Origin of the sequence: Serratia sp. C2(1) (genome assembly GCF_036352655.1) — a bacterium.
Lineage (GTDB): Bacteria > Pseudomonadota > Gammaproteobacteria > Enterobacterales > Enterobacteriaceae > Serratia > Serratia inhibens.
Map to the genome: position 1 here is coordinate 131013 of NZ_JAZFBA010000004.1, position 19946 is coordinate 150958.

Below are 19946 nucleotides of genomic sequence, written 5' to 3' on the forward strand. Positions count from 1 at the left end.
GGAGCAGCATGACCATCCGCATAGCGATAAACGGTTTTGGCCGCATCGGCCGCAGCGTTTTACGCGCACTGTATGAATCGGGACGTAGAGCGGAAATTTCCGTGGTGGCGATCAACGAACTGGCGAACGCCGAAGGTATAGCCCACCTGTTGAAATACGACTCCAGCCATGGCCGCTTTGCCTGGGATGTCCGCCAGGAATGCGACATGCTGACCGTCGGGGATGACACTATCCGTTTGCTGCATCAGCCGGCGGTAGAACGGCTTCCCTGGGGCGAGCTGGGCGTCGACGTCGTGCTGGATTGCAGCGGCGTGTTCGGCAGCCGGGCGGATGGCGAGGCCCATCTGGCGGCGGGGGCGAAAAAGGTCCTGTTCGCCCATCCGGGCGGCAACGATCTGGACGCCACTATCGTGTTTGGCGTCAATCATCAGACGCTGCTGGCGGAACACCGTATCGTGTCCAACGCGTCATGCACCACCAACTGCATTATTCCGGTGATCAAACTGCTGGACGATGCCTTCAGCATTGAATCCGGCACGGTGACCACCATTCACTCGTCGATGAACGATCAGCCGGTGATAGATGCCTATCACCAGGATTTGCGGCGTACCCGCGCGGCGAGCCAGTCGATTATTCCGGTCGACACCAAGTTGGCCGCCGGCATTACCCGCATTTTTCCGCAGTTTTGCGATCGTTTCGAAGCGATTTCCGTGCGCGTGCCGACCATCAACGTGACGGCTATCGATCTCAGCGTCAGCGTCAGTTCGGCGGTGAAAGTGACAGAGGTCAACCAGTTGTTGCAAAAGGCCGCACAGGGATCTTTTCGTGGTATAGTCGACTATACGGAACTACCATTAGTCTCGATTGATTTTAACCATGATCCGCATAGCGCTATCGTCGACGGTACGCAGACCCGGGTCAGTGGGCAGCACCTGATCAAGACTTTGGTCTGGTGCGATAATGAATGGGGCTTTGCCAATCGGATGTTGGATACAACACGGGCAATGGCCGCAAGCGGTTTCTAGTACGGCGGCATCGGCAGCTTGCCGGTGCGTCGCTTAGGCAACTTTAAAGAGAGTTAACCAAGAGGGTTCACCATGTCTGTAATTAACATGTCCGATCTGGATCTGGCAGGTAAACGCGTTCTGATCCGCTCCGATCTGAACGTACCAGTGAAAGACGGTAAAGTGACTTCCGATGCACGTATCCGTGCTTCCCTGCCGACGATTGAAGCTGCGCTGAAACAAGGTGCTCGCGTGATGGTAACGTCCCACCTGGGCCGCCCTGTCGAAGGCGAATACAACGAAGAATTCTCCCTGCTGCCCGTTGTAAACTATCTGAAAGAACACCTGAAAAGCCCGGTACGTCTGGCTAAAGACTACCTGGAAGGCGTTGACGTTGCAGAAGGTGAGCTGGTCGTGCTGGAAAACGTCCGTTTCAACAAGGGCGAGAAGAAAGACGACGAAACCCTGTCCAAGAAGTACGCGGCGCTGTGCGACGTATACGTGATGGACGCTTTCGGCACCGCGCACCGCGCGCAGGCTTCGACTCACGGCGTGGGCAAGTTTGCCCCTGTTGCCTGTGCAGGCCCGCTGCTGTCTGCCGAGCTGGAAGCCCTGGGCAAAGCGCTGGGTAACCCGGCTCGCCCAATGGTCGCTATCGTTGGCGGCTCTAAAGTGTCTACCAAGTTCGACGTTCTGCAGTCACTGGTGAAAATCGCGGATACCGTGATTGTCGGCGGCGGCATTGCAAACACCTTCGTTGCTATCGAAAACAACGTGGGCAAATCATTGTACGAGCCAGACTTCGTTGCCGCGGCAAAAGGTCTGCGCGATCAGTACGGCATTCCAGTACCAACCGATTCTCGCGTGGGCACAGAGTTCTCTGAAACTGCCGTGGCAACGGTGAAAAACGTTTCAGACATCGCTGATAACGAAGAGATTATGGACTTCGGCGACGAAACTGCCTATGCAATGGCAGCGCTGTTGAAAAATGCCAAAACCATTCTGTGGAATGGCCCGGTTGGCGTCTTCGAGTTCCCTAACTTCCGTCGGGGCACCGAAATTGTCGCGAACGCTATCGCAGACAGCGAAGCCTTCTCTATTGCAGGCGGCGGCGACACTCTGGCAGCAATCGACATGTTCGGCATTGCTGACAAGATTTCCTACATCTCAACCGGCGGCGGCGCCTTCCTGGAGTTCGTGGAAGGTAAATCATTGCCGGCGGTAGTGATGCTGGAAGAGCGTGCTAAGCAGTAATTCAGACAACGGGAGGCGAAAGCCGCCCGTTTGTTTTATACCGCGCGGCCAAGGCGGCGCGGCATGAAAAAATCGATTTACATCCATCTACGGCCGACGAAACAGGACAAAGTAACATGTCTAAAATTTTTGATTTCGTAAAACCGGGTGTCATCACTGGCGATGACGTTCAGAAAGTATTCGCAGTAGCTAAAGAGAACAACTTTGCGCTGCCAGCAGTGAACTGCGTGGGGACCGACTCCATCAACGCCGTGCTGGAAACAGCCGCGAAGGTACGTGCTCCGGTTATCGTTCAGTTTTCCAACGGCGGTGCCGCGTTTATCGCCGGCAAAGGCGTGAAGACTGACGTTCCGCAGGGCGCAGCGATTCTGGGCGCGATTTCTGGTGCACATCATGTTCACCAGTTGGCTGAGCATTATGGCGTGCCGGTCATTCTGCACACCGACCACTGTGCGAAGAAACTGCTGCCATGGCTGGACGGCCTGTTGGACGCGGGCGAGAAGCACTTCGCCGCTACCGGCAAGCCACTGTTCTCTTCCCACATGATCGACCTGTCTGAAGAGTCTCTGGAAGAAAACATCGAGATTTGCAGCAAATACCTGACTCGCATGGCGAAGCTGGGTATGACTCTGGAAATCGAACTGGGCTGCACCGGCGGTGAAGAAGATGGCGTGGACAACAGCCATATGGACGCATCCGCTCTGTACACCCAACCGGAAGACGTGGCTTACGCGTACGAAAAACTGAACGCCATCAGCCCACGCTTCACCATCGCGGCGTCCTTCGGTAACGTGCACGGCGTGTACAAGCCAGGCAACGTTAAACTGACTCCGACCATCCTGCGTGATTCTCAGGACTACGTGTCCAAGAAATTCAACTTGCCGCACAACAGCCTGAACTTCGTGTTCCACGGCGGTTCCGGTTCTACCGACGCAGAGATCAAAGAGTCCGTAGGCTACGGCGTGATCAAAATGAACATCGATACCGACACCCAATGGGCAACCTGGGACGGTATCCTGCAGTACTACAAAGCGAACGAAGCTTACCTGCAGGGCCAGTTGGGCAACCCGAAAGGCGCCGACCAGCCGAACAAGAAATACTACGATCCGCGCGTATGGCTGCGCGCAGCCCAGACTTCCATGATTACTCGTCTGGAACAGGCTTTCAAAGATCTGAACGCAGTAGACGTTCTGTAATCTCGGTTAGCTGTTTTGCCATAAAGGCTCCCCTCGGGGAGCCTTTTTCGTTTTTAGCTCAACAGACCGGCGCCGACGTTAATCGACAACCCCAGAATCACCATATTGAACACGAAAGAGATGACCGATTGCAGCAGGGTGATTTTGCGTACCTCCGCCGCGCCGACCGCCACATCGGCGGTTTGCGACGCCACTGCGATGGTGAATGAGAAGTAGGCGAAGTCCAGATAGGTTGGTTCGGCAAGATTGCCGGGGAACATCAGCGGCAGCGGATCCTGCTGCGCCCCCTTGCGGTAAAACTGATGGGCGTAATGCATGGTAAAGGCGGTTGGCAGCAGCAGCCAGGACACCACCAACGTGGTGCCGGTCAGCGTCAGATGCAGCGTTTTCAGCGAGTCACTGACCTGCCTGGTGGTGCCCAGCTCAAACATAATCGACAGGATGCTCACCAGGCAGCCGATGCTGACCAGCGCCAACACCATGCTGGCGCTTTCATCCTGCGAACGGGCAATCTGGCGGATGTGCTGCGGCGTGCTCACCAGCATCAAACGCCAGAGAAACAGCAGGTAGAGCCAGGCCAGCACGTTCCAGCCAATCATCAGGCGTTGCAGTTCAGAGAGCTGAGCCGGTAGCAGCAGATAGCACAGGATGCCGGCTCCCACCGAAAGCAGCAGCCTCGGCCGGACTTGCCAGTAATGTTTAATCGACGACGGAATGTACATGAGGGGCGGGATTCCTTAGTAGCTTAATGGGGTAGCGCTTTGTTTATCATAGAGGAAATGGCCTTAAACACGTTGCTGTTTCGGCTATTTTTAGTGCTTGCGGTTGGATGCTGGGCGAATGTTGGTTAACCTAAGGCGGTGGTTTCCAACTGACGATTGATGTCAGTGTATTTTTGCGAGTTTATCCCTTTAGGGGCAGAGTTAGGACAACACGAATGAAAGATTTGAATGTAGTAGACGGCATCAACGGCGCCGGTAACTGGCTGGTGAAGAACCAGGATCTGCTGATCCAGTACGCGGTGAACATCGTTGCCGCTATCGTTATCCTGATCATCGGTTCGATCATTGCCCGCGTGATAGGCAACGCATTAAACCGCGTGATGAAGCTGCGCGGCATTGACGCCACGGTAGCGGATTTCCTGGCGGCGATCGTGCGTTACGGCGTGCTGGCGTTTACCTTTATCGCAGTGCTGGGGCGCATTGGCGTGCAGACCACTTCGGTGATCGCCGTACTGGGTGCCGCCGGTTTGGCCGTTGGTTTGGCGCTGCAAGGCTCGCTGTCCAACTTTGCCGCCGGCGTGCTGCTGGTGATCTTCCGTCCGCTGCGCGTGGGTGAGTATGTCGATCTGGGCGGTGTGGCCGGTACTGTCGATCAGGTGCAAATTTTCTCTACCACTCTGCGTACCGCAGACAACAAAACCATCGTGGTGCCGAACGGCAAAATCATTGCCGGCAACATCATCAACTACTCCCGCGAGCCGAATCGCCGCGTGGATATCGTGGTGGGCGTGGCCTATAACGCCGACATCGACGTAGTGAAAAAGGTGCTGGGCGATGTGATCGCGGCTGATAAGCGCATCATGCATGCCAAGGGTGTAACCGTGCGCTTGAACGAAATGGCGCCGTCTTCGCTGAACTTCGTGACCCGTTCCTGGACCACCAACGCGGAGTACTGGAATGTGTACTTCGATCTGATGGAAAACTTCAAGCGCGCGCTGGATGCCAACAACATCGGTATTCCATTCCCGCAGATGGACGTGCATCTCTATCGCACCGAGCAAGCCGCCGCCAAAGCGGAATAAGCAAATCGGGGCCTTTTGGCCCCGTTTTTTTATTGCCAGTAATAGGCGTTCTTGCCGTGTTTTTATCGTCTGCGGCAACAGCGATTATCCCGGCCTGAGTATTAGTATCCCTGATGGCTGATTAGAAATATCAATTTCACCTAATAATTCCTTCCTCGTATGATGCGCGTGTTGAACGACACGCGCCCCCCGAACGGCGCTTTTTTCTCTGTGAGGAACACCATGCTAGCTGTCTTTATACAGGGGTTCGCCCTGGGTGCCGCGATGATCCTGCCGCTCGGTCCGCAAAACGTTTTTGTGATGAATCAGGGGATCCGCCGCCAGTATCATCTGATGATCGCGTCGCTGTGCGCATTGAGCGATATCGTGCTGATCTGTGGCGGCGTTTTCGGCGGCAGCGCCTTGCTGAGCCGTTCGCCGCTGCTGCTGGCGATTGTCACCTGGGGTGGCGTGGCGTTCCTGCTGTGGTACGGCTGGGGCGCATTTCGCACCGCTTTCACCCGGCAGTTGGCCCTGGCGACGGCCGAGGAGCTGAAACAGAGCCGCTGGCGCCTGGTGGTCACCATGCTGGCGGTGACCTGGCTGAACCCGCATGTTTACCTGGATACCTTTGTGGTTTTGGGCAGTCTGGGCGGCCAACTGACGCCAGATGTGCGCTCCTGGTTTGCGCTGGGTGCGGTGAGCGCCTCCGTCGTCTGGTTTTTCGGGCTGGCGCTGTTGGCTTCCTGGCTGGCGCCGTGGCTGAAAACTCAACTGGCGCAGCGCATTATCAATACGCTGGTGGGGCTGGTGATGTGGGCCATCGCAGGGCAACTGGCCTGGCAGGGGGCAAATTTATAAGAATTTGTCACTAATCCGAATTTAAAAACCCGCGCGATATGCTACGTTTTATGCCAAGGAACCGGCTGTCAGGCCGGTAATCAGTTACAGCCTGTCATCAAGGAGACACTGTGAAGCTTAAAGCATTGGCTATGGCCGCAATGGTTGGATTAGGGACGTTACCTCTGGCGCTGCAGGCGGCGGAGTTGCCGGAAGGGCCGCATGTGGTCACCTCGGGCACTTCGAGCGTGGACGCTACCCCAGATATCGCCACGCTGGCGATCGAAGTCAGCGTTTCTTCCAAAGACGCCGGGCAGGCGAAGAAGCAGGTCGATGAGCGCGTGGCGCAATATTTCGATTTCCTGCAGAAAAACAATATCGAGAAGAAAGACATCAGCGCCGCCAACCTGCGCACCCAGCCGGAATATGATTACCTGAAAACCGGCGAGTCGGTATTGAAAGGCTACCGTGCGGTACGTCAGGTGCAGGTGACCTTACGCCAACTGGATAAACTGAACGAGCTGCTGGACGGCGCATTGAAATCCGGCCTGAACGAGATCCGTGCCGTTGAACTGGGCGTGGCGAAGCCGGATGTTTACCGTGAGCAGGCGCGCCAGAAAGCCATTGAGAACGCCACCCAGCAGGCCGCTTCGTTGGCGAAAGGCTTTAACGCCAAGCTGGGGCCGGTCTTCAGCATCCGTTACCATGTAGCCAACTACCAACCGATGCCGGTAGCGCGCATGTATAAATCGGCGGGTGCGGCGGCGGAAACCGATGCGGCGCAAACCTACGAACAGCAAAGCATTCACTTTGACGATCAGGTGGACGTGGTGTTCGAGTTGCAGCGCAACGCCGCTCAGTAACGGCAGGCTTGTTGCAGTAAAAAAGGTTCGCCACGGCGAACCTTTTCCATTTAATCCTGGCGCAAAACCTGGCGGCCATGCTCCAGCAGGGCGTCGGTCACTTTGCGCATCATGCGGCTCTCCGGCGCGAAGCGGTGCCAGAACAGCATGCGGCGTTGGAACAGGCCCGGCGTCAGATCGATCAGCTCGCCCGACTCCAGCTCTTTCTCAATTTGCAGGTGCGGGATCATACAGCAGGTGGTGCCCTGGCGTGCCAGTTGCACGAAGGCTTCCGACGAGTTCACGATGTGGCAGGGCACGCTGCCCGGCGACAGATCAAAGTTCTGTTGCAGGAAAGCCTGGTGCATATCGTCGAGATGATCGAACGCCACCGCAGGCGCTTTCAGCAGCGCAGAACGTGTGACGCCGTTCGGGAAATAGCGCTCGGCAAAGCCTTTCGAGGCGACGAACAGATAATCCAGTGCGCCCAGTTGATCCACCAGACAGCTTGGCAGCGGTTGCGGCTGGATACTCACCGCACCTACCACTTCACCGCGGCGCAGCCTTTCCTGGGTACGTGTTTCGTCTTCCACCTGCAGGTTCAGGCGGATAGGGGAATCGGTCAGCACCGGTTTCAGTGCCGGCAGCAGCCAGGTAGCCAGACTGTCGGCGTTGACCGCCAGCGACAGCAGCAGCGGCGTATCGGCGCCGGTGTCGTTACCCAACCACTCTTCTTCCAGCAGTTCCACCTGGTGCAACAGGGCCAGCAATTTCTGGCCCTGCTCGGTCGGGCGCGGCGGCACGGTGCGCACCAGCAGCGGTTGGCCGAACAGGTTTTCCAACTGTTTAATGCGCTGGGATACCGCCGATTGGGTGATGCAAAGTTTCTGTGCGGCGCGTTCGAAGCCGCGCTCACGGATCACCGCGTCCAGCGCTTGCAGCGTTCGATAGTCTGGGCGTTTCATCGGAAAGATATCCCTTAAATTAGATTGATACTGGCACTATGCCACATTTCTGGTGTTTTACAGGTGGAAAAATCACGGGGCTATCTTGCTGCGGCGCGCCTAAAAATGCGGCTTAGGGTGAAGAAGTGTGATCCTGCCGGAGTGAAAAATAGCGATTTACCCTATAATACGCACAGGTTTTCGTACAGAGGCAATGGACATATCATGACGCAGGATGAACTGAAAAAAGCGGTTGGCTGGGCAGCGCTGGATTACGTTACCCCGGGTACCATCGTTGGGGTAGGCACCGGCTCGACCGCCGCCCACTTTATTGACGCGCTTGGCTCTATCAAGCACCAGATCGAAGGAGCGGTGTCCAGCTCCGACGCCTCTACCGCCAAGCTGAAAAGCCTGGGCATTCATGTGTTCGACAGCAACGAGGTGGATTCGCTGGATATTTACGTCGACGGCGCGGATGAGATCAACCGCCAGATGCAGATGATCAAAGGCGGCGGTGCAGCGCTGACGCGTGAAAAAATCATTGCCGCCATCGCACGCAAGTTTATCTGCATCGTCGACGCTACCAAGCAGGTAGAGGTGCTGGGCAAATTCCCACTGCCGGTGGAGGTGATCCCGATGGCGCGATCTTACGTGGCGCGTGAGTTGGTGAAGTTGGGCGGCCTGCCGGAATACCGCCAGAACGTGCTGACGGACAACGGCAACGTGATCCTGGATGTGCATAACCTGAGCATCGTCGACGCCATTGCGCTGGAAAACAAAATCAACGGCATCGCCGGGGTGGTGACCGTAGGTCTGTTCGCCAACCGTGGCGCGGATGTGGCGCTGGTCGGTACGCCTGACGGCGTGAAGGTGGTTGAATAAATCCGCTGCCTGCGGAGGCGCGTGTAGTGCGCCTTCATCTTGAATGCGGTCTTGGATCCCACCGGACCGCATAATTCACTGGCTAAAATATCTTTTATTAAAAGCGCCAAATTTGGTGACATATGTCACATTGTGAGTCTTGGCTCCACAAAGCTTCTGTCTATTTCTTTCCCTTTGGCATTTTCTACCAGAAACCACCAGTAACGCTGAGCCTTGTACTGACGGGCAGGCAATCGTTTGTATTGCCGCCCGCGTTATTTTTGTTATGTTGGAGAGGTGCTGTTTTATGACAGCCGCTTCTGAAGTCTGAATATAGGGTCGGGTAAATGGCAAAAGTATCATTGGAGAAAGACAGGATTAAATTCCTGTTGGTGGAAGGGGTTCATCAGAGCACGGTAGATAATCTGCTTGCCGCCGGGTATACCAACATTGAATATCATAAAGGTGCGTTAGACACCGAAGCGCTTAAGGCATCCATCCGCGATGCTCACTTCGTCGGCATTCGATCGCGTACGCATCTGTCCGAAGAGGTTTTCGCTGCCGCAGAAAAACTGGTGGCGGTGGGTTGTTTCTGTATCGGCACTAACCAGGTTGATCTGAAAGCGGCGACCAAACGCGGCATTCCGGTGTTTAACGCGCCTTTCTCCAATACCCGATCCGTGGCCGAAATGGTTCTGGGCGAGCTGTTGCTGATGCTGCGCGGCATTCCGTCCGCCAACGCCAAGGCACACCGTGGCGAGTGGCAGAAACTGGCCGTCGGCTCGTTCGAAGCGCGCGGCAAGAAGCTGGGGATTATCGGCTACGGCCATATCGGCACCCAGTTGGGTATCCTGGCCGAAGGCCTGGGCATGAAAGTGTTTTTCTACGATATCGAGAACAAGCTGCCGTTGGGGAATGCCCAGCAGGTTCGGCACCTGTCCGATTTGCTCAATATGAGCGACGTGGTGACGCTGCACGTACCTGAAACCCCGTCGACCAAGAACATGATGGGTGCAGAAGAGCTGGCGCTGATGAAGCCGGGTTCGATTCTGATCAACGCCTCGCGCGGCACCGTGGTGGATATCCCTGCGCTGTGCAACGTGCTGGCCAGCAAACATTTGGCCGGCGCGGCGATCGACGTCTTCCCGGAAGAGCCTGCGACCAACAGCGAGCCGTTCAACTCACCGCTGTGCGAGTTCGACAACGTGATCCTGACTCCGCACATCGGCGGCTCCACTCAGGAAGCGCAGGAGAACATCGGTGACGAAGTGGCGGGTAAGCTGGCGAAATACTCCGACAACGGTTCGACCCTGTCGGCGGTTAACTTCCCGGAAGTGTCGCTGCCGGCGCATGGCCCTAATGCCAGCCGCCTGTTGCACATTCACGAGAATCGCCCTGGCATACTGACGCAGATTAACCAGATCTTCGCTGAAGAAGGGGTGAACATCGCCGCGCAGTACCTGCAAACCGGTCCGGAAATCGGCTACGTGGTTATCGATATCGAAGCGGAAACCGAACGTGCCGATGCCGCACTGCAGCGCATGAAGGCAATTGCCGGCACCATTCGCGCCCGCTTGCTGTTCTGAGTGTCCGCGCGTTAACGAAAAGGCCGGATTTATCCGGCCTTTTTCTATTCCGGTATTTGCCATGCCCAATTTTGCGATGGGGTGACAATCTCCGGTAATGGGATATCCCAATGCTCCGTTGGGATCTTGTCCACCTGCTGACAGTCATGCGCCAACCCTATAGGGTAGGGGCCGGCATGCTGCCAATTCTGCAGAGTGCGATCGTAGAAACCGCCGCCCATCCCCAAACGCTGGCCTGCGCTGTCGAAAGCGACCAATGGCGTCAGCACCACATCGAGTTCATCGACGGGTAATACGTTGCGCACGTCGAGCCGTGGCTCAAGAATATTGAAGCGGTTGCTCACCAATGGCGTATCCGGGGCATAGCGCAGGAACAGCAGATTGCCGGCGCTGAACGGGTGCAGAACCGGCAGATAAACCCGCAAGCCCTGCCGCCATAGCCGTTCGATCAGAGGACCGGTATCCAATTCGCCGTCAAACGACAGGAAGACCGCAACGGTTTGCGCCGCCAGAATACGCGGGTGGGCAGCGATACGCTCAGCCATCTGCAAGGCAAAATCATGTTGTTGTTCTGGTGTTAAGGCGCGACGGCGCTGACGGATTTGATTGCGGATATTTTGCCGCTGTTGGGCATATTGGGATTGAAAAGACATAGTCAGCACACATACCGCTGAGGAAGGGGAATCTCCGAGATGCCGTCGCAGGCTGTAACCCTTGAACCCATGGTTCAAGGTGAACGTGCTGTCGCAATCTTAAGGCTTCTCGGCGGGCCGAGCATGCACACCGATCGCGGATCATCACATTCTGTTGGTACTAAATATCGGCTCAGGGGACTGGCCCGCTGGCGAACATCTCAGAGAAATTTTTTACTCATTGCCGAAACCTTGGATTTCAGCAATTTAAGTTATTCGAATTGTGCATCCTGACGTTCAGAGATGCGACCCTGTTCAAGCAAAGCCTGTTCAATGGTCTGTTGCAGCATACGAATGCGTTGTTCCATATTGGACGCATAATCACGGGTTTTCAACCGTTCTTGAGCAAGTTCGTGACATACGTTCAATGCCGCGATAAAAACCAGTTGCTCAGTATTTGAGACTCTAGTGCGAACTTTAAGATCTTGCAACCGTTGGTTAAGATCGTCCGCCGCCATGTTCAACGCATCTTGTTGTTCTGGCGGGCAATTGACTCTTAACGAGCGGCCAAAAATTTGAATATCTACCGGTTGTGCAGACATGCCACCTTCCTGCCTAAATTTCGCGCCAGCCCCAGTTACCCTTACCGGGCCACCAAAGCGGGCGCCACTATATATACCTCGGTACCAAGATACAACCCCTTTTTCAGTACCTGGTTGTAATCTACCGCGACAGACATTACCAGTCAAAAAAGGGTTTCAAAATGCGTATTTAGCGTCATTTTGCTCCCTGCCGGCACTGTGTGATCTCTGGCGCATCACGATTATAACTAGCCACTGAGGTGTCGCGCTTATCTGGTACAGCGATGGACCTTGGTGGTAGCATAACACGAACTTATCCTGCCAACGATGACGAATGCGCATGTCTATACAGAATACATTTCCAAGTTACCAATCTTTGACCGTTGCTCTCAACCAGCAAGCGGTGGCGTTGACTGCAGCAGAAATGCACGGCTTGATCAGCGGCCTGTTGTGCGGTGGCAGCCGCGACGCCGGCTGGCAAACGCTGGTCTACGATCTGACTAACGAAGGCGTGGCCTTTCCGCAGGCATTGAGTCTGCCGCTCCAGCAACTTTATGAAATTACGCGTGAAACGCTGGAAGACGACGACTTCATGTTTCAACTGATGATGCCGGAAGGCGAAACGGTAACCGTCTTCGAACGCGCCGACGCGCTGGCCGGGTGGGTGAACCATTTCCTGCTCGGGCTGGGGATGATGCAACCGAAGCTGGCTCAGGTGAAAGACGAAGTGGGTGAGGCGATCGACGATCTGCGCAATATCGCCCAACTGGGTTACGACGAAGACGAAGATCAGGAAGAGCTGGAACACTCTCTGGAAGAAGTGGTGGAGTATGTGCGGGTGGCGGCTATTTTGTGCCATACCGAATTTACCCGCCACAAGCCGACGGCGCCGGAGAATGCCAAACCGACCTTGCACTAAACCCCGATACCACGCCCGTAAAGGCCGTGAGCACAGGCAGATTGATTTCAGGAGAAGGTGATGACTCAGCAGGAATTCAACAACCGCCGTCAGGCGCTGTTGGCGAAAATGGCTCCGGCCAGCGCGGCAATTATTTTCTCTGCGCCGGAAGCGACGCGCAGTGCAGATACTGAATATCCCTACCGTCAGAACAGCGATTTCTGGTATTTGACCGGTTTCAACGAGCCGGAAGCTGTGTTGATTCTGGTGAAGAGCGACGAAACGCATAACCACAGCGTATTGTTCAACCGGGTGCGCGATCTGACGGCGGAAATCTGGTTTGGTCGTCGCCTGGGCCAGGATGCCGCACCGGCGAAGCTCGGAGTGGATCGCGCGCTGCCGTTCGATGAAATAAATGACCAATTGCACCTGCTGCTCAATGGCCTGGATGTGGTTTATCACGCGCAGGGCGAATACGCCTATGCCGATCAGATCCTGTTCTCGGCGCTGGACAAGCTGCGCAAAGGCTTCCGTCAGAACCTGCAAGCGCCGGCGACCGTCATCGACTGGCGTCCTTGGCTGCACGAGATGCGCCTGATCAAATCCGCGGAAGAACTGGCAGTGATGCGTCGTGCCGGTGAGATCAGCGCGCTGGCTCATACCCGCGCGATGGAAAAATGTCGCCCCGGGATGTTCGAGTATCAGCTTGAGGCGGAAATCCTGCATGAGTTTACCCGCCTTGGCGCCCGTTACCCGTCCTACAATACCATCGTCGGTGGCGGCGAAAACGCCTGCATCCTGCACTACACAGAAAACGAAAGCGAGTTGCGCGATGGCGATCTGGTGCTGATCGACGCAGGTTGCGAGTATAGAGGCTATGCCGGCGACATCACCCGTACCTTCCCGGTGAACGGTAAATTCAGCAAACCGCAACGTGCCCTGTACGACATCGTGCTGAAATCGCTGCTGCGGGCTCTGGCGCTGTTAAAACCCGGTGCCAGCATCCGTGAGGCGAACGACGAAGTCGTGCGCATCATGATTACCGGGTTGGTGGAGCTGGGCGTCCTGAAAGGCGACGTGGAGCAACTGATTGCAGAACAGGCGCACCGCCAGTTCTACATGCACGGGCTGGGCCACTGGCTGGGGCTGGACGTGCACGACGTCGGCAATTACGTCACGCCGGCTCGCGATCGCGAACTGGAGCCGGGCATGGTGCTGACCGTCGAACCGGGTTTGTACATTGCACCGGACGCCGACGTGCCGGAACAATATCGCGGTATCGGCATTCGCATTGAAGACGACATTGTGATCACCGCCGACGGCAATGAAAACCTGACCGCCGGGGTGGTGAAAGACGCCGATGCCATTGAAGCGCTGATGGCGGCGGCAAGGTAAACGAATGAGCGTAATTATCGTTGGCGGCGGCATGGCTGGGGCGACGTTGGCGCTGGCCATCTCGTCGCTTACCCAGGGCAGGATGGCGGTTGATCTGATCGAAGCTACACGGCCGGACGATCGCAGCCATCCGGGGTTTGACGCCCGCGCCATTGCCTTGGCGCAGGGCACCTGCCAGCAACTGACGCGTATCGGCGTCTGGCCGGCGCTACGCGATTGTGCGACGGCCATTACCCATGTGCACGTCAGCGATCGCGGCCACGCCGGCTTTGTTAACCTGTATGCGCAAGATTATCAGGTCGACGCGCTTGGTCAGGTTATTGAGCTGCATGACGCCGGCCAACGGCTGTTCGCGTTGCTGGCCAAAGCGCCGGGCGTCACGCTGCACTGCCCGGCCCGGGTGGTCGACGTGCTGCGTACTGCGGATCGCGCCGAAGTGCTGTTGGATAACGGACGGCGCATCAACGGACACCTGTTGGTGGCAGCGGACGGTTCGCGTTCGGCGCTGGCACAGGCCTGCAATGTGCAGTGGCAACAAAGTGAATATCCGCAGTTTGCCACCATAGCCAACGTTACCACCTCAGAAGATCCGCAAGGGCGTGCCTTCGAACGTTTCACTCGCTATGGGCCATTGGCGCTGTTGCCGATGTCTCAGGGCCGCAGTTCGCTGGTGTGGTGCCATGCGCGCGAGGATCGCGCCGAGGTCGATGACTGGGACGACGCCCGTTTTATCCGTGAGCTGCAACAGGCGTTTGGCTGGCGGCTGGGTCGGATCGTCAAGGCCGGCAAACGGCACAGCTATCCGCTCAGTCTGCTGACTGCAAGCCAGCATATAAGCCACCGGCTGGCGCTGGTGGGCAATGCCGCGCAGACGCTGCATCCGATAGCCGGTCAGGGGTTCAATCTGGGGCTGCGCGATGTGATGTCACTGGCGGAAACGCTGGCAGAGGCGGAGCAGGCGGGCGAAGATCCCGGCGGCTATGCGCTGCTGAGCCGCTATCAGCAGCGGCGGCAGAAAGATCAGCAGGCGACGGTCGGCGTGACCGAAGGTCTGATCCGGTTGTTCGCCAATCGTTATGGCCCTTTAGTGGTTGGCCGTAATTTGGGCCTGATGGCGATGGAACAGCTGCCGGCGGTGCGCGATACCTTTGCCAAACGCACGTTGGGCTGGGTGGATCGCTAGGCTGAGGTATAAGCAGGGGCGCAGCGTGCTGCGCCCGGAACGCCGCGCAATCGCTGCGCAGCGAGTCATTTAAGGAAATTAAGCAGCATGCAATCATTTGACGTGGTTATCGCCGGCGGCGGTATGGTGGGGTTGGCACTGGCCTGTGGCCTGCAAGGCAGCGGTCTGCGCGTGGCGGTGCTTGAGCACCGGCAACCGGAGATGGCGCCGCTGCAGGAACAACCGGCGCTGCGCGTATCCGCCATCAACGCCGCCAGCGAGCGCCTGCTGCAGCATATTGGCGTGTGGGACGAAATCCTCGCCCTGCGCGCCAGCGCCTACAACGCGATGGAAGTGTGGGATCGCGACAGCTTCGGCAAGATCGCCTTTCGCGGCGATGAATGCGGCTTCAGTCACCTCGGCCATATCATTGAGAATTCGGTGATCCAGCAGGCGCTGTGGAAGCGTGCGGAAAACCTGAGCGATGTCACGCTGATCACCCCGGCGGCGCTAAAACAGGTGGCCTGGGGCGAGAACGATGCCTTTATCACGCTTGAAGATGGCCGCATGCTGACTGCACGGCTGGTGGTGGGCGCCGACGGCGCGCATTCCTGGCTGCGTCAGCATGCCGATATTCCGCTGACCTTCTGGGATTACCGTCATCACGCGCTGGTGGCCACCATCCGCACCGAAGAACCGCATCTGGCGACGGCGCGGCAGGTATTTTATGGCGATGGCATTCTGGCGTTTCTGCCGTTCAGCGATCCGCATCTGTGCTCGATCGTTTGGTCGGTAGCGCCGGAAGACGCGGAGCGCCTGAAGCAGTTGGAGCCGGAGCAGTTTAACCGTGAGCTGGCGATGACGTTCGATCTGCGCCTCGGTGCCTGTCGGCTTGAAAGCGAACGGCAAACCTTCCCCTTGACCGGACGTTACGCGCGCAGCTTTGCCGCGCACCGTCTGGCGTTAGTGGGGGATGCGGCGCATACCGTGCATCCGTTGGCCGGCCAAGGGGTGAACCTGGGCTTTATGGACGCCGCCGAGCTGATCGCCGAGCTGCGCCGTCTGCAACGCCAGGGCAAGGACATTGGCCAACATTTGTACCTGCGTCGCTATGAGCGCCGCCGCAAACAGGGCGCTGCCGTGATGCTGGCGAGTATGCAAGGGTTCCGTGAGTTGTTTGACGGCAATCACCCGGCGAAGAAACTGCTGCGCGATGTCGGTCTGCGTCTGGCCGACAGCCTGCCGGGCGTGAAGCCGAAACTGGTGCGCCAGGCAATGGGCCTGAACGATTTGCCGGAGTGGCTGGCTTAAGGCTGTAAACTCAGCAGAAAGCCTTCGCCTGTATCTTTCGCAGGGGCGCGGCATATTGCGCCCAGCATGAAACAAAACCGCACTTTGTCATCATCAAGGCTCCTTTCGGAGCCTTGTCATCATAGAATGAACCAAGGGGCGTTACTCTGCGGCGATCTGTCGCCGTTGCAGGGCTTGCGTCATGCCGTAAAGCGCATAGCACAACAGCTCCAGTATAATCAGCGCGGAAAAAATCGACAGCGACAGCATGACGCCATAGTTGGGTATTTCAACGGCGTAAAATACGGCCAAAGGGGTCATCATCGCTACCAGAATGCTGGCATTGATGATCCTCAGCCGATTGTCGTTCATCAGGTTGGCGCGAATATAACCCCGTAAAATCCACAGCATCGACACACCGACGATGGCGATGAAAAACTCCGCATTCATGTAAATCGTTCTGCTCCCGGCCGGCAACAGGTCGAATCGATCAAGAATAAGGCACAACGCCACGAATAATATGGGCGCTGCCAGACACAGCAGCGCCAGGAAGCCGAACTGCTGTTTTTTCTGCGGCTGATGCCCCAATATTTTTAAGAGGATGCTCTCGATATCCAACACCGCGCCGATGGAAATGCAGATCAGGCCAAAGGTTAACGGCCAGTATTGCAGCACTTCACTCCCGCCGATAACCCGGCTCAGACAGATGACGACAATGATGTTGCTCATGAGCGATGAAGCGGTCATCAAAAAGGCAGAAAAGTAAGGCGCGATGATTTGCCGATAGTCCCTACCGCCCCCTTCGTGTAACCGAATGCCCTGACGCAGGACCAACAGCAGCAGCAAAATGGCCTCCGTATAGGCGCCGGCCACCAGCGCAAGGATCGCCGCCATATCCACAGGGACCTGAAATCGGGTCAGTGCATAACAGCCGAGCACCGAAACCAGCACGCGTACGAATGAGGCGCGGCTCATCAGGGCGGTTTTCCCCTCCAGGATGCAACATCCTTGCAGATAACGTCGGACGCCTACGGCCAGCAGAGAAAGCGAAAACACGTGGGTAATAAAAGCGATATGCGGGCTGATATGTTGCCTAAAACCCCAAACGCCCAGATTGAATATCAAAAAGACCGCGGCGGCGAGCAGTGCGGAAAACATCAGTGTCTCCGCACTCTTTTTCATTTTGATGACCACCGCGCACAGAGGAAAAACAAACGCATTGGCAAACATGAAAGTACTCAGGGCAATGGCGTAATCGCCGGATGCCTTGAGACTGTAGGCCGAAAGAATAAGCGAGATAATGGGGAGTTCCAGATTCAGCAGACTGATGCTGATCGCACTGGGAAACCATAATCGCAACATGCCGGCGGTATTCATTTATTCTCCCCGCTATCTGCCGCCACGGCATCGTGATAAGGCAGATAGTCATTGACCAGCCATTGGAAGTCCGCGGTTAAAGACGCCAGCGAATCATTCCACAACAGGATCCCGCCAATGCGGTCGCGTACGCTCTGCGGTCTGGTCAGCAGCGTGCCTTGCGGAACCTCCCATGCCGTTTTATATGCGCTGCCGACGCTGATGTTTTTTTCTATATCGGCACGCGCGCCTTCCCGGTGCGGATACCACACCCAGGCGGCGTAACCGACAGGCCGCTCGCTCGCCTGCTCCAGCAAACCCATTTGCGCCAAAAAATGCTGCTCTTCGATATTGCGGCCAGAGCACAGGGCATGCATTTGCGGGATCCAGCCGCCGGGCGCACGGGCGGCGATTTCCAGAAACACGATACGGCCATCTTTGGTCAGGAAGGCTTCCAGATGAGTCGCGCCGTCAGGCACGTAACCCAGCGCATCGAATACGCGGGAGTTATAGGCTTCGAAGCGTGAATACAGCGGGTTTTCCTTGTCCAGCGGTAAGCTGCCCACGGGTTTGCCGTCAATAAACTCGGCGTTGGGGTGGCTGTATTGGCAGATATAAATATCGGCGATCTTTCCTTGATAAACCAGGCTGTCGATATGGAACAGCGTGCCTTCAATAAATTGGTCCAACTCATAGTTTTCAACGTCTTTATTGGCTTCACACCATTGCCGCAGCGCCGGGCGGTCAGGAATTTTGGCGATTCGTTCACTGCCGGCCGAATCAATTTGTTTGGCGAATATCGGGTAAGACAAGGCAAGTTCAACCTGCTGAAGATAACGTTCAGGAGAGGTCTGATAGGCCTGCGGAGAAAAAGGCGCCACCCGAGGGATCTCTATATCGCCGGCAGCCATGACAGCCTTCATGCGCAGCTTGTTGATAAAGGGTTCCGTTTGCGCGAACGTTGCGCCCTGAATACCGAATATTTCCCGCAGGCGTGCTGCATGTCCCAGAAAATACTCGTCGTTGGTGATAATTCTCACCTCCGCCATATCGGTGATATTGCGACGGGTAAAGAGATCGCGACAGGCTTGCTCCAGCTCTTCTGTCGTGAAGGGATCGCAGATTTGAATATCGTCGAAACAAGGTTTTTGATCCGCGGGCAAATTACCCCAGCCCTGTTTCCCCGTTAGCAGGCAGACTGCGTATTTTTCCCTGTCGATCAGCTTATTCCAGTCAGCCCGGAAGGTGACAATGTTCTGTAATATGATAAATGTTTTCATGCGACAACCTCTTTCCCTGTTGTTTTAGTTGGTAATGGGCGACCAGTCGGCCGTTCTGACCGTTTTGCCGTAAAAGTCCGTGACGGTAGCGGTATCCGTTTGCCAGTGATCGCTCGGCACCACCACTTTGCCGGAAGCGCTGGGAATATCGATAACGTGCTGGGGGAAGGCGAGGCCGGACAGTTCATTGCGCAGCTGCGTCATGATCGCCATCTCATCTTCGAGGCGCATGACAAAACGCCGGGTAGAGGTGACTTCCTGACCGTGATAAATGTAATAAGGGCGAACGCCCAACTCGAATAAACGCAAAAAGAGGGTTTTCAGCGTGTCCTTATCGTCATTGATTGTTTTCAGGAAGACGGTTTGCGTCAGCAACACATAGCCCATCTTTTTGAAAGCCCGGATCATCTCGATGACTTCAGGTTGCAGCTCATCCGGATGGTCGATGTGCAGGCTCAAATATACGGTCGGTTTAGCCTGCGCCAGCTCTTCCATCAATTCCATCCGCACCTTGCCGGGGTTTTGCAGCGGATAGCGGGTATGGATCCTGACCACTTTTACATGGTCGATCGCTTTCAGTCGATTAAACAGATATTGCAGACCTTTGGGGTTGGTCAGCGGATCGCCACCGCTGGCGATGACCTCGTAGATGCTTTTATCGTTGGCGATATAGTCAACGATATCGTCAATCTGAGACATTTTTAACCGACCTTCCACATCCAGGCCGACTCCCACGCGATCCTGCCGTTCACAATAGCGACAGTTGGCGGCGCAGGTGTAAGAGAGCAAGACCAGCAATTGGCCATCATATTTTTTTACCGTACCAAAAACGGGCGTGGATGTTTTCTCGTTCAGCAGGTCAACGTCAAGATTGGCCGGCAATGTTTCATATTCAGGATTGAATTCATACATATCCTTTATTGCCTGGCTGGTTTTGCTGAGTTCTTTTAAATATGGTGTCAATTTTTCTGAAAAACGCGTTTCTTCTTCAACCTGTTTAACGACAATATTTTGCTCGGCAGACATTGTTATTCTCCATGCT

Annotated in this window: 19 protein-coding genes and 1 other RNA gene; 12 read left to right on the plus strand and 8 right to left on the minus strand. The window is 56.1% G+C overall.

Annotated features, from left to right (window positions below; genetic code table 11):
* Positions 1 to 8 precede the first annotated feature (8 nt).
* The 3 genes from epd to fbaA all read left to right on the plus strand — a co-directional run bounded on the left by epd (position 9) and on the right by fbaA (position 3454).
* On the plus strand, positions 9 to 1025 hold the full coding sequence (epd, locus tag V2S86_RS20370) for an erythrose-4-phosphate dehydrogenase (RefSeq protein WP_330763896.1): 1017 nt from the start codon (positions 9 to 11) through the stop codon (positions 1023 to 1025).
* Positions 1026 to 1097: 72 nt separating this feature from the next.
* Positions 1098 to 2258, plus strand: a complete 1161-nt coding sequence (gene pgk / locus V2S86_RS20375; RefSeq protein ID WP_330763897.1) for a phosphoglycerate kinase — start codon at positions 1098 to 1100, stop codon at positions 2256 to 2258.
* A gap of 116 nt (positions 2259 to 2374) precedes the next feature.
* Entirely contained in the window at positions 2375 to 3454 is a 1080-nt protein-coding gene (fbaA, locus tag V2S86_RS20380) for a class II fructose-bisphosphate aldolase (RefSeq protein WP_004952575.1), read from the plus strand.
* Positions 3455 to 3507: 53 nt separating this feature from the next.
* Here the strand turns inward: fbaA and V2S86_RS20385 are convergent, their stop codons facing one another.
* Positions 3508 to 4176, minus strand: coding sequence for a DUF1345 domain-containing protein (locus V2S86_RS20385; RefSeq protein ID WP_330763898.1), 669 nt, complete (start codon positions 4174 to 4176; stop codon positions 3508 to 3510).
* Between the two features lie 215 nt (positions 4177 to 4391).
* Here V2S86_RS20385 and mscS point away from each other — a divergent pair, with 215 nt between their 5' ends.
* From mscS to V2S86_RS20400, 3 genes are all read left to right on the plus strand, one after another.
* Complete coding sequence (gene mscS / locus V2S86_RS20390) at positions 4392 to 5258, plus strand: small-conductance mechanosensitive channel MscS (RefSeq protein WP_330763899.1); 867 nt, start codon at positions 4392 to 4394, stop codon at positions 5256 to 5258.
* Positions 5259 to 5480: 222 nt separating this feature from the next.
* Complete coding sequence (gene argO, locus V2S86_RS20395; protein ID WP_330763900.1) at positions 5481 to 6098, plus strand: arginine exporter ArgO; 618 nt, start codon at positions 5481 to 5483, stop codon at positions 6096 to 6098.
* A 110-nt stretch (positions 6099 to 6208) separates the two neighbouring features.
* Positions 6209 to 6940, plus strand: coding sequence for an oxidative stress defense protein (locus V2S86_RS20400; protein ID WP_006319489.1), 732 nt, complete (start codon positions 6209 to 6211; stop codon positions 6938 to 6940).
* A 50-nt stretch (positions 6941 to 6990) separates the two neighbouring features.
* Here the strand turns inward: V2S86_RS20400 and V2S86_RS20405 are convergent, their stop codons facing one another.
* The gene (locus tag V2S86_RS20405) at positions 6991 to 7884 is read right to left on the minus strand and encodes a LysR family transcriptional regulator ArgP (RefSeq protein ID WP_004952519.1); all 894 of its coding nucleotides are present in this window, start codon (positions 7882 to 7884) and stop codon (positions 6991 to 6993) included.
* 204 nt (positions 7885 to 8088) lie between these two features.
* On the opposite strand from V2S86_RS20405, the gene rpiA reads away from it, so the two are divergent.
* Both rpiA and serA read left to right on the plus strand, forming a co-directional pair.
* Entirely contained in the window at positions 8089 to 8745 is a 657-nt protein-coding gene (gene rpiA, locus V2S86_RS20410; protein ID WP_330763901.1) for a ribose-5-phosphate isomerase RpiA, read from the plus strand.
* Between the two features lie 326 nt (positions 8746 to 9071).
* Positions 9072 to 10310, plus strand: coding sequence for a phosphoglycerate dehydrogenase (serA, locus tag V2S86_RS20415; RefSeq protein ID WP_330763902.1), 1239 nt, complete (start codon positions 9072 to 9074; stop codon positions 10308 to 10310).
* Positions 10311 to 10354: 44 nt separating this feature from the next.
* Here the strand turns inward: serA and V2S86_RS20420 are convergent, their stop codons facing one another.
* The 3 genes from V2S86_RS20420 to zapA all read right to left on the minus strand — a co-directional run bounded on the left by V2S86_RS20420 (position 10355) and on the right by zapA (position 11544).
* A complete protein-coding gene (locus V2S86_RS20420) occupies positions 10355 to 10963 on the minus strand; it encodes a 5-formyltetrahydrofolate cyclo-ligase (protein WP_330763903.1) in 609 nt (202 codons plus the stop codon).
* Positions 10964 to 10990: 27 nt separating this feature from the next.
* Positions 10991 to 11173, minus strand: a non-coding RNA gene (gene ssrS, locus V2S86_RS20425) — 6S RNA.
* A 41-nt stretch (positions 11174 to 11214) separates the two neighbouring features.
* Positions 11215 to 11544 carry a cell division protein ZapA gene (gene zapA / locus V2S86_RS20430; RefSeq protein WP_004931621.1) on the minus strand — a complete coding sequence of 110 codons (330 nt, stop codon included), beginning with the start codon at positions 11542 to 11544 and terminating at the stop codon, positions 11215 to 11217.
* Between the two features lie 319 nt (positions 11545 to 11863).
* Between zapA and V2S86_RS20435 the strand changes: the two genes are divergently transcribed.
* The 4 genes from V2S86_RS20435 to ubiI all read left to right on the plus strand — a co-directional run bounded on the left by V2S86_RS20435 (position 11864) and on the right by ubiI (position 16289).
* Positions 11864 to 12442: a YecA/YgfB family protein gene (locus V2S86_RS20435; RefSeq protein ID WP_330763904.1), complete on the plus strand. Its 579-nt coding sequence runs from the start codon at positions 11864 to 11866 to the stop codon at positions 12440 to 12442.
* 60 nt (positions 12443 to 12502) lie between these two features.
* Positions 12503 to 13816 (plus strand): Xaa-Pro aminopeptidase, encoded by a 1314-nt coding sequence (pepP, locus tag V2S86_RS20440; RefSeq protein WP_330763905.1) that lies wholly within the window; start codon positions 12503 to 12505, stop codon positions 13814 to 13816.
* A 4-nt stretch (positions 13817 to 13820) separates the two neighbouring features.
* The gene (ubiH, locus tag V2S86_RS20445) at positions 13821 to 14999 is read left to right on the plus strand and encodes a 2-octaprenyl-6-methoxyphenyl hydroxylase (protein ID WP_330763906.1); all 1179 of its coding nucleotides are present in this window, start codon (positions 13821 to 13823) and stop codon (positions 14997 to 14999) included.
* A gap of 87 nt (positions 15000 to 15086) precedes the next feature.
* Positions 15087 to 16289 carry an FAD-dependent 2-octaprenylphenol hydroxylase gene (gene ubiI / locus V2S86_RS20450; RefSeq protein ID WP_330763907.1) on the plus strand — a complete coding sequence of 401 codons (1203 nt, stop codon included), beginning with the start codon at positions 15087 to 15089 and terminating at the stop codon, positions 16287 to 16289.
* 141 nt (positions 16290 to 16430) lie between these two features.
* On the opposite strand, the gene V2S86_RS20455 is transcribed toward ubiI, so the two are convergent.
* Genes V2S86_RS20455 through V2S86_RS20465 form a run of 3 tightly spaced genes read right to left on the minus strand, consistent with a single transcriptional unit; the run spans position 16431 to position 19930 of the window.
* Positions 16431 to 17645, minus strand: a complete 1215-nt coding sequence (locus V2S86_RS20455; protein WP_330763908.1) for a hypothetical protein — start codon at positions 17643 to 17645, stop codon at positions 16431 to 16433.
* Complete coding sequence (locus V2S86_RS20460) at positions 17642 to 18904, minus strand: ATP-grasp domain-containing protein (RefSeq protein ID WP_330763909.1); 1263 nt, start codon at positions 18902 to 18904, stop codon at positions 17642 to 17644. Before V2S86_RS20460 ends, V2S86_RS20455 begins: the two co-directional genes overlap by 4 nt.
* A 24-nt stretch (positions 18905 to 18928) precedes the next feature.
* Positions 18929 to 19930, minus strand: coding sequence for a radical SAM protein (locus V2S86_RS20465; RefSeq protein ID WP_006327758.1), 1002 nt, complete (start codon positions 19928 to 19930; stop codon positions 18929 to 18931).
* Positions 19931 to 19946: the final 16 nt, after the last annotated feature.

Coding starts and splice junctions, on each gene's coding strand:
- zapA (WP_004931621.1), bottom strand. CDS start 11,544: ATGTCTGCACAACCGGTAGATATTCAAATTTTTGGCCGCTCGTTAAGA.
- pepP (WP_330763905.1), top strand. CDS start 12,503: ATGACTCAGCAGGAATTCAACAACCGCCGTCAGGCGCTGTTGGCGAAA.
- V2S86_RS20435 (WP_330763904.1), top strand. CDS start 11,864: ATGTCTATACAGAATACATTTCCAAGTTACCAATCTTTGACCGTTGCT.
- mscS (WP_330763899.1), top strand. CDS start 4,392: ATGAAAGATTTGAATGTAGTAGACGGCATCAACGGCGCCGGTAACTGG.
- V2S86_RS20465 (WP_006327758.1), bottom strand. CDS start 19,930: ATGTCTGCCGAGCAAAATATTGTCGTTAAACAGGTTGAAGAAGAAACG.
- V2S86_RS20420 (WP_330763903.1), bottom strand. CDS start 10,963: ATGTCTTTTCAATCCCAATATGCCCAACAGCGGCAAAATATCCGCAAT.
- V2S86_RS20385 (WP_330763898.1), bottom strand. CDS start 4,176: ATGTACATTCCGTCGTCGATTAAACATTACTGGCAAGTCCGGCCGAGG.
- V2S86_RS20460 (WP_330763909.1), bottom strand. CDS start 18,904: ATGAAAACATTTATCATATTACAGAACATTGTCACCTTCCGGGCTGAC.
- serA (WP_330763902.1), top strand. CDS start 9,072: ATGGCAAAAGTATCATTGGAGAAAGACAGGATTAAATTCCTGTTGGTG.
- rpiA (WP_330763901.1), top strand. CDS start 8,089: ATGACGCAGGATGAACTGAAAAAAGCGGTTGGCTGGGCAGCGCTGGAT.
- argO (WP_330763900.1), top strand. CDS start 5,481: ATGCTAGCTGTCTTTATACAGGGGTTCGCCCTGGGTGCCGCGATGATC.
- fbaA (WP_004952575.1), top strand. CDS start 2,375: ATGTCTAAAATTTTTGATTTCGTAAAACCGGGTGTCATCACTGGCGAT.
- V2S86_RS20455 (WP_330763908.1), bottom strand. CDS start 17,645: ATGAATACCGCCGGCATGTTGCGATTATGGTTTCCCAGTGCGATCAGC.
- ubiH (WP_330763906.1), top strand. CDS start 13,821: ATGAGCGTAATTATCGTTGGCGGCGGCATGGCTGGGGCGACGTTGGCG.
- V2S86_RS20405 (WP_004952519.1), bottom strand. CDS start 7,884: ATGAAACGCCCAGACTATCGAACGCTGCAAGCGCTGGACGCGGTGATC.
- pgk (WP_330763897.1), top strand. CDS start 1,098: ATGTCTGTAATTAACATGTCCGATCTGGATCTGGCAGGTAAACGCGTT.
- epd (WP_330763896.1), top strand. CDS start 9: ATGACCATCCGCATAGCGATAAACGGTTTTGGCCGCATCGGCCGCAGC.
- ubiI (WP_330763907.1), top strand. CDS start 15,087: ATGCAATCATTTGACGTGGTTATCGCCGGCGGCGGTATGGTGGGGTTG.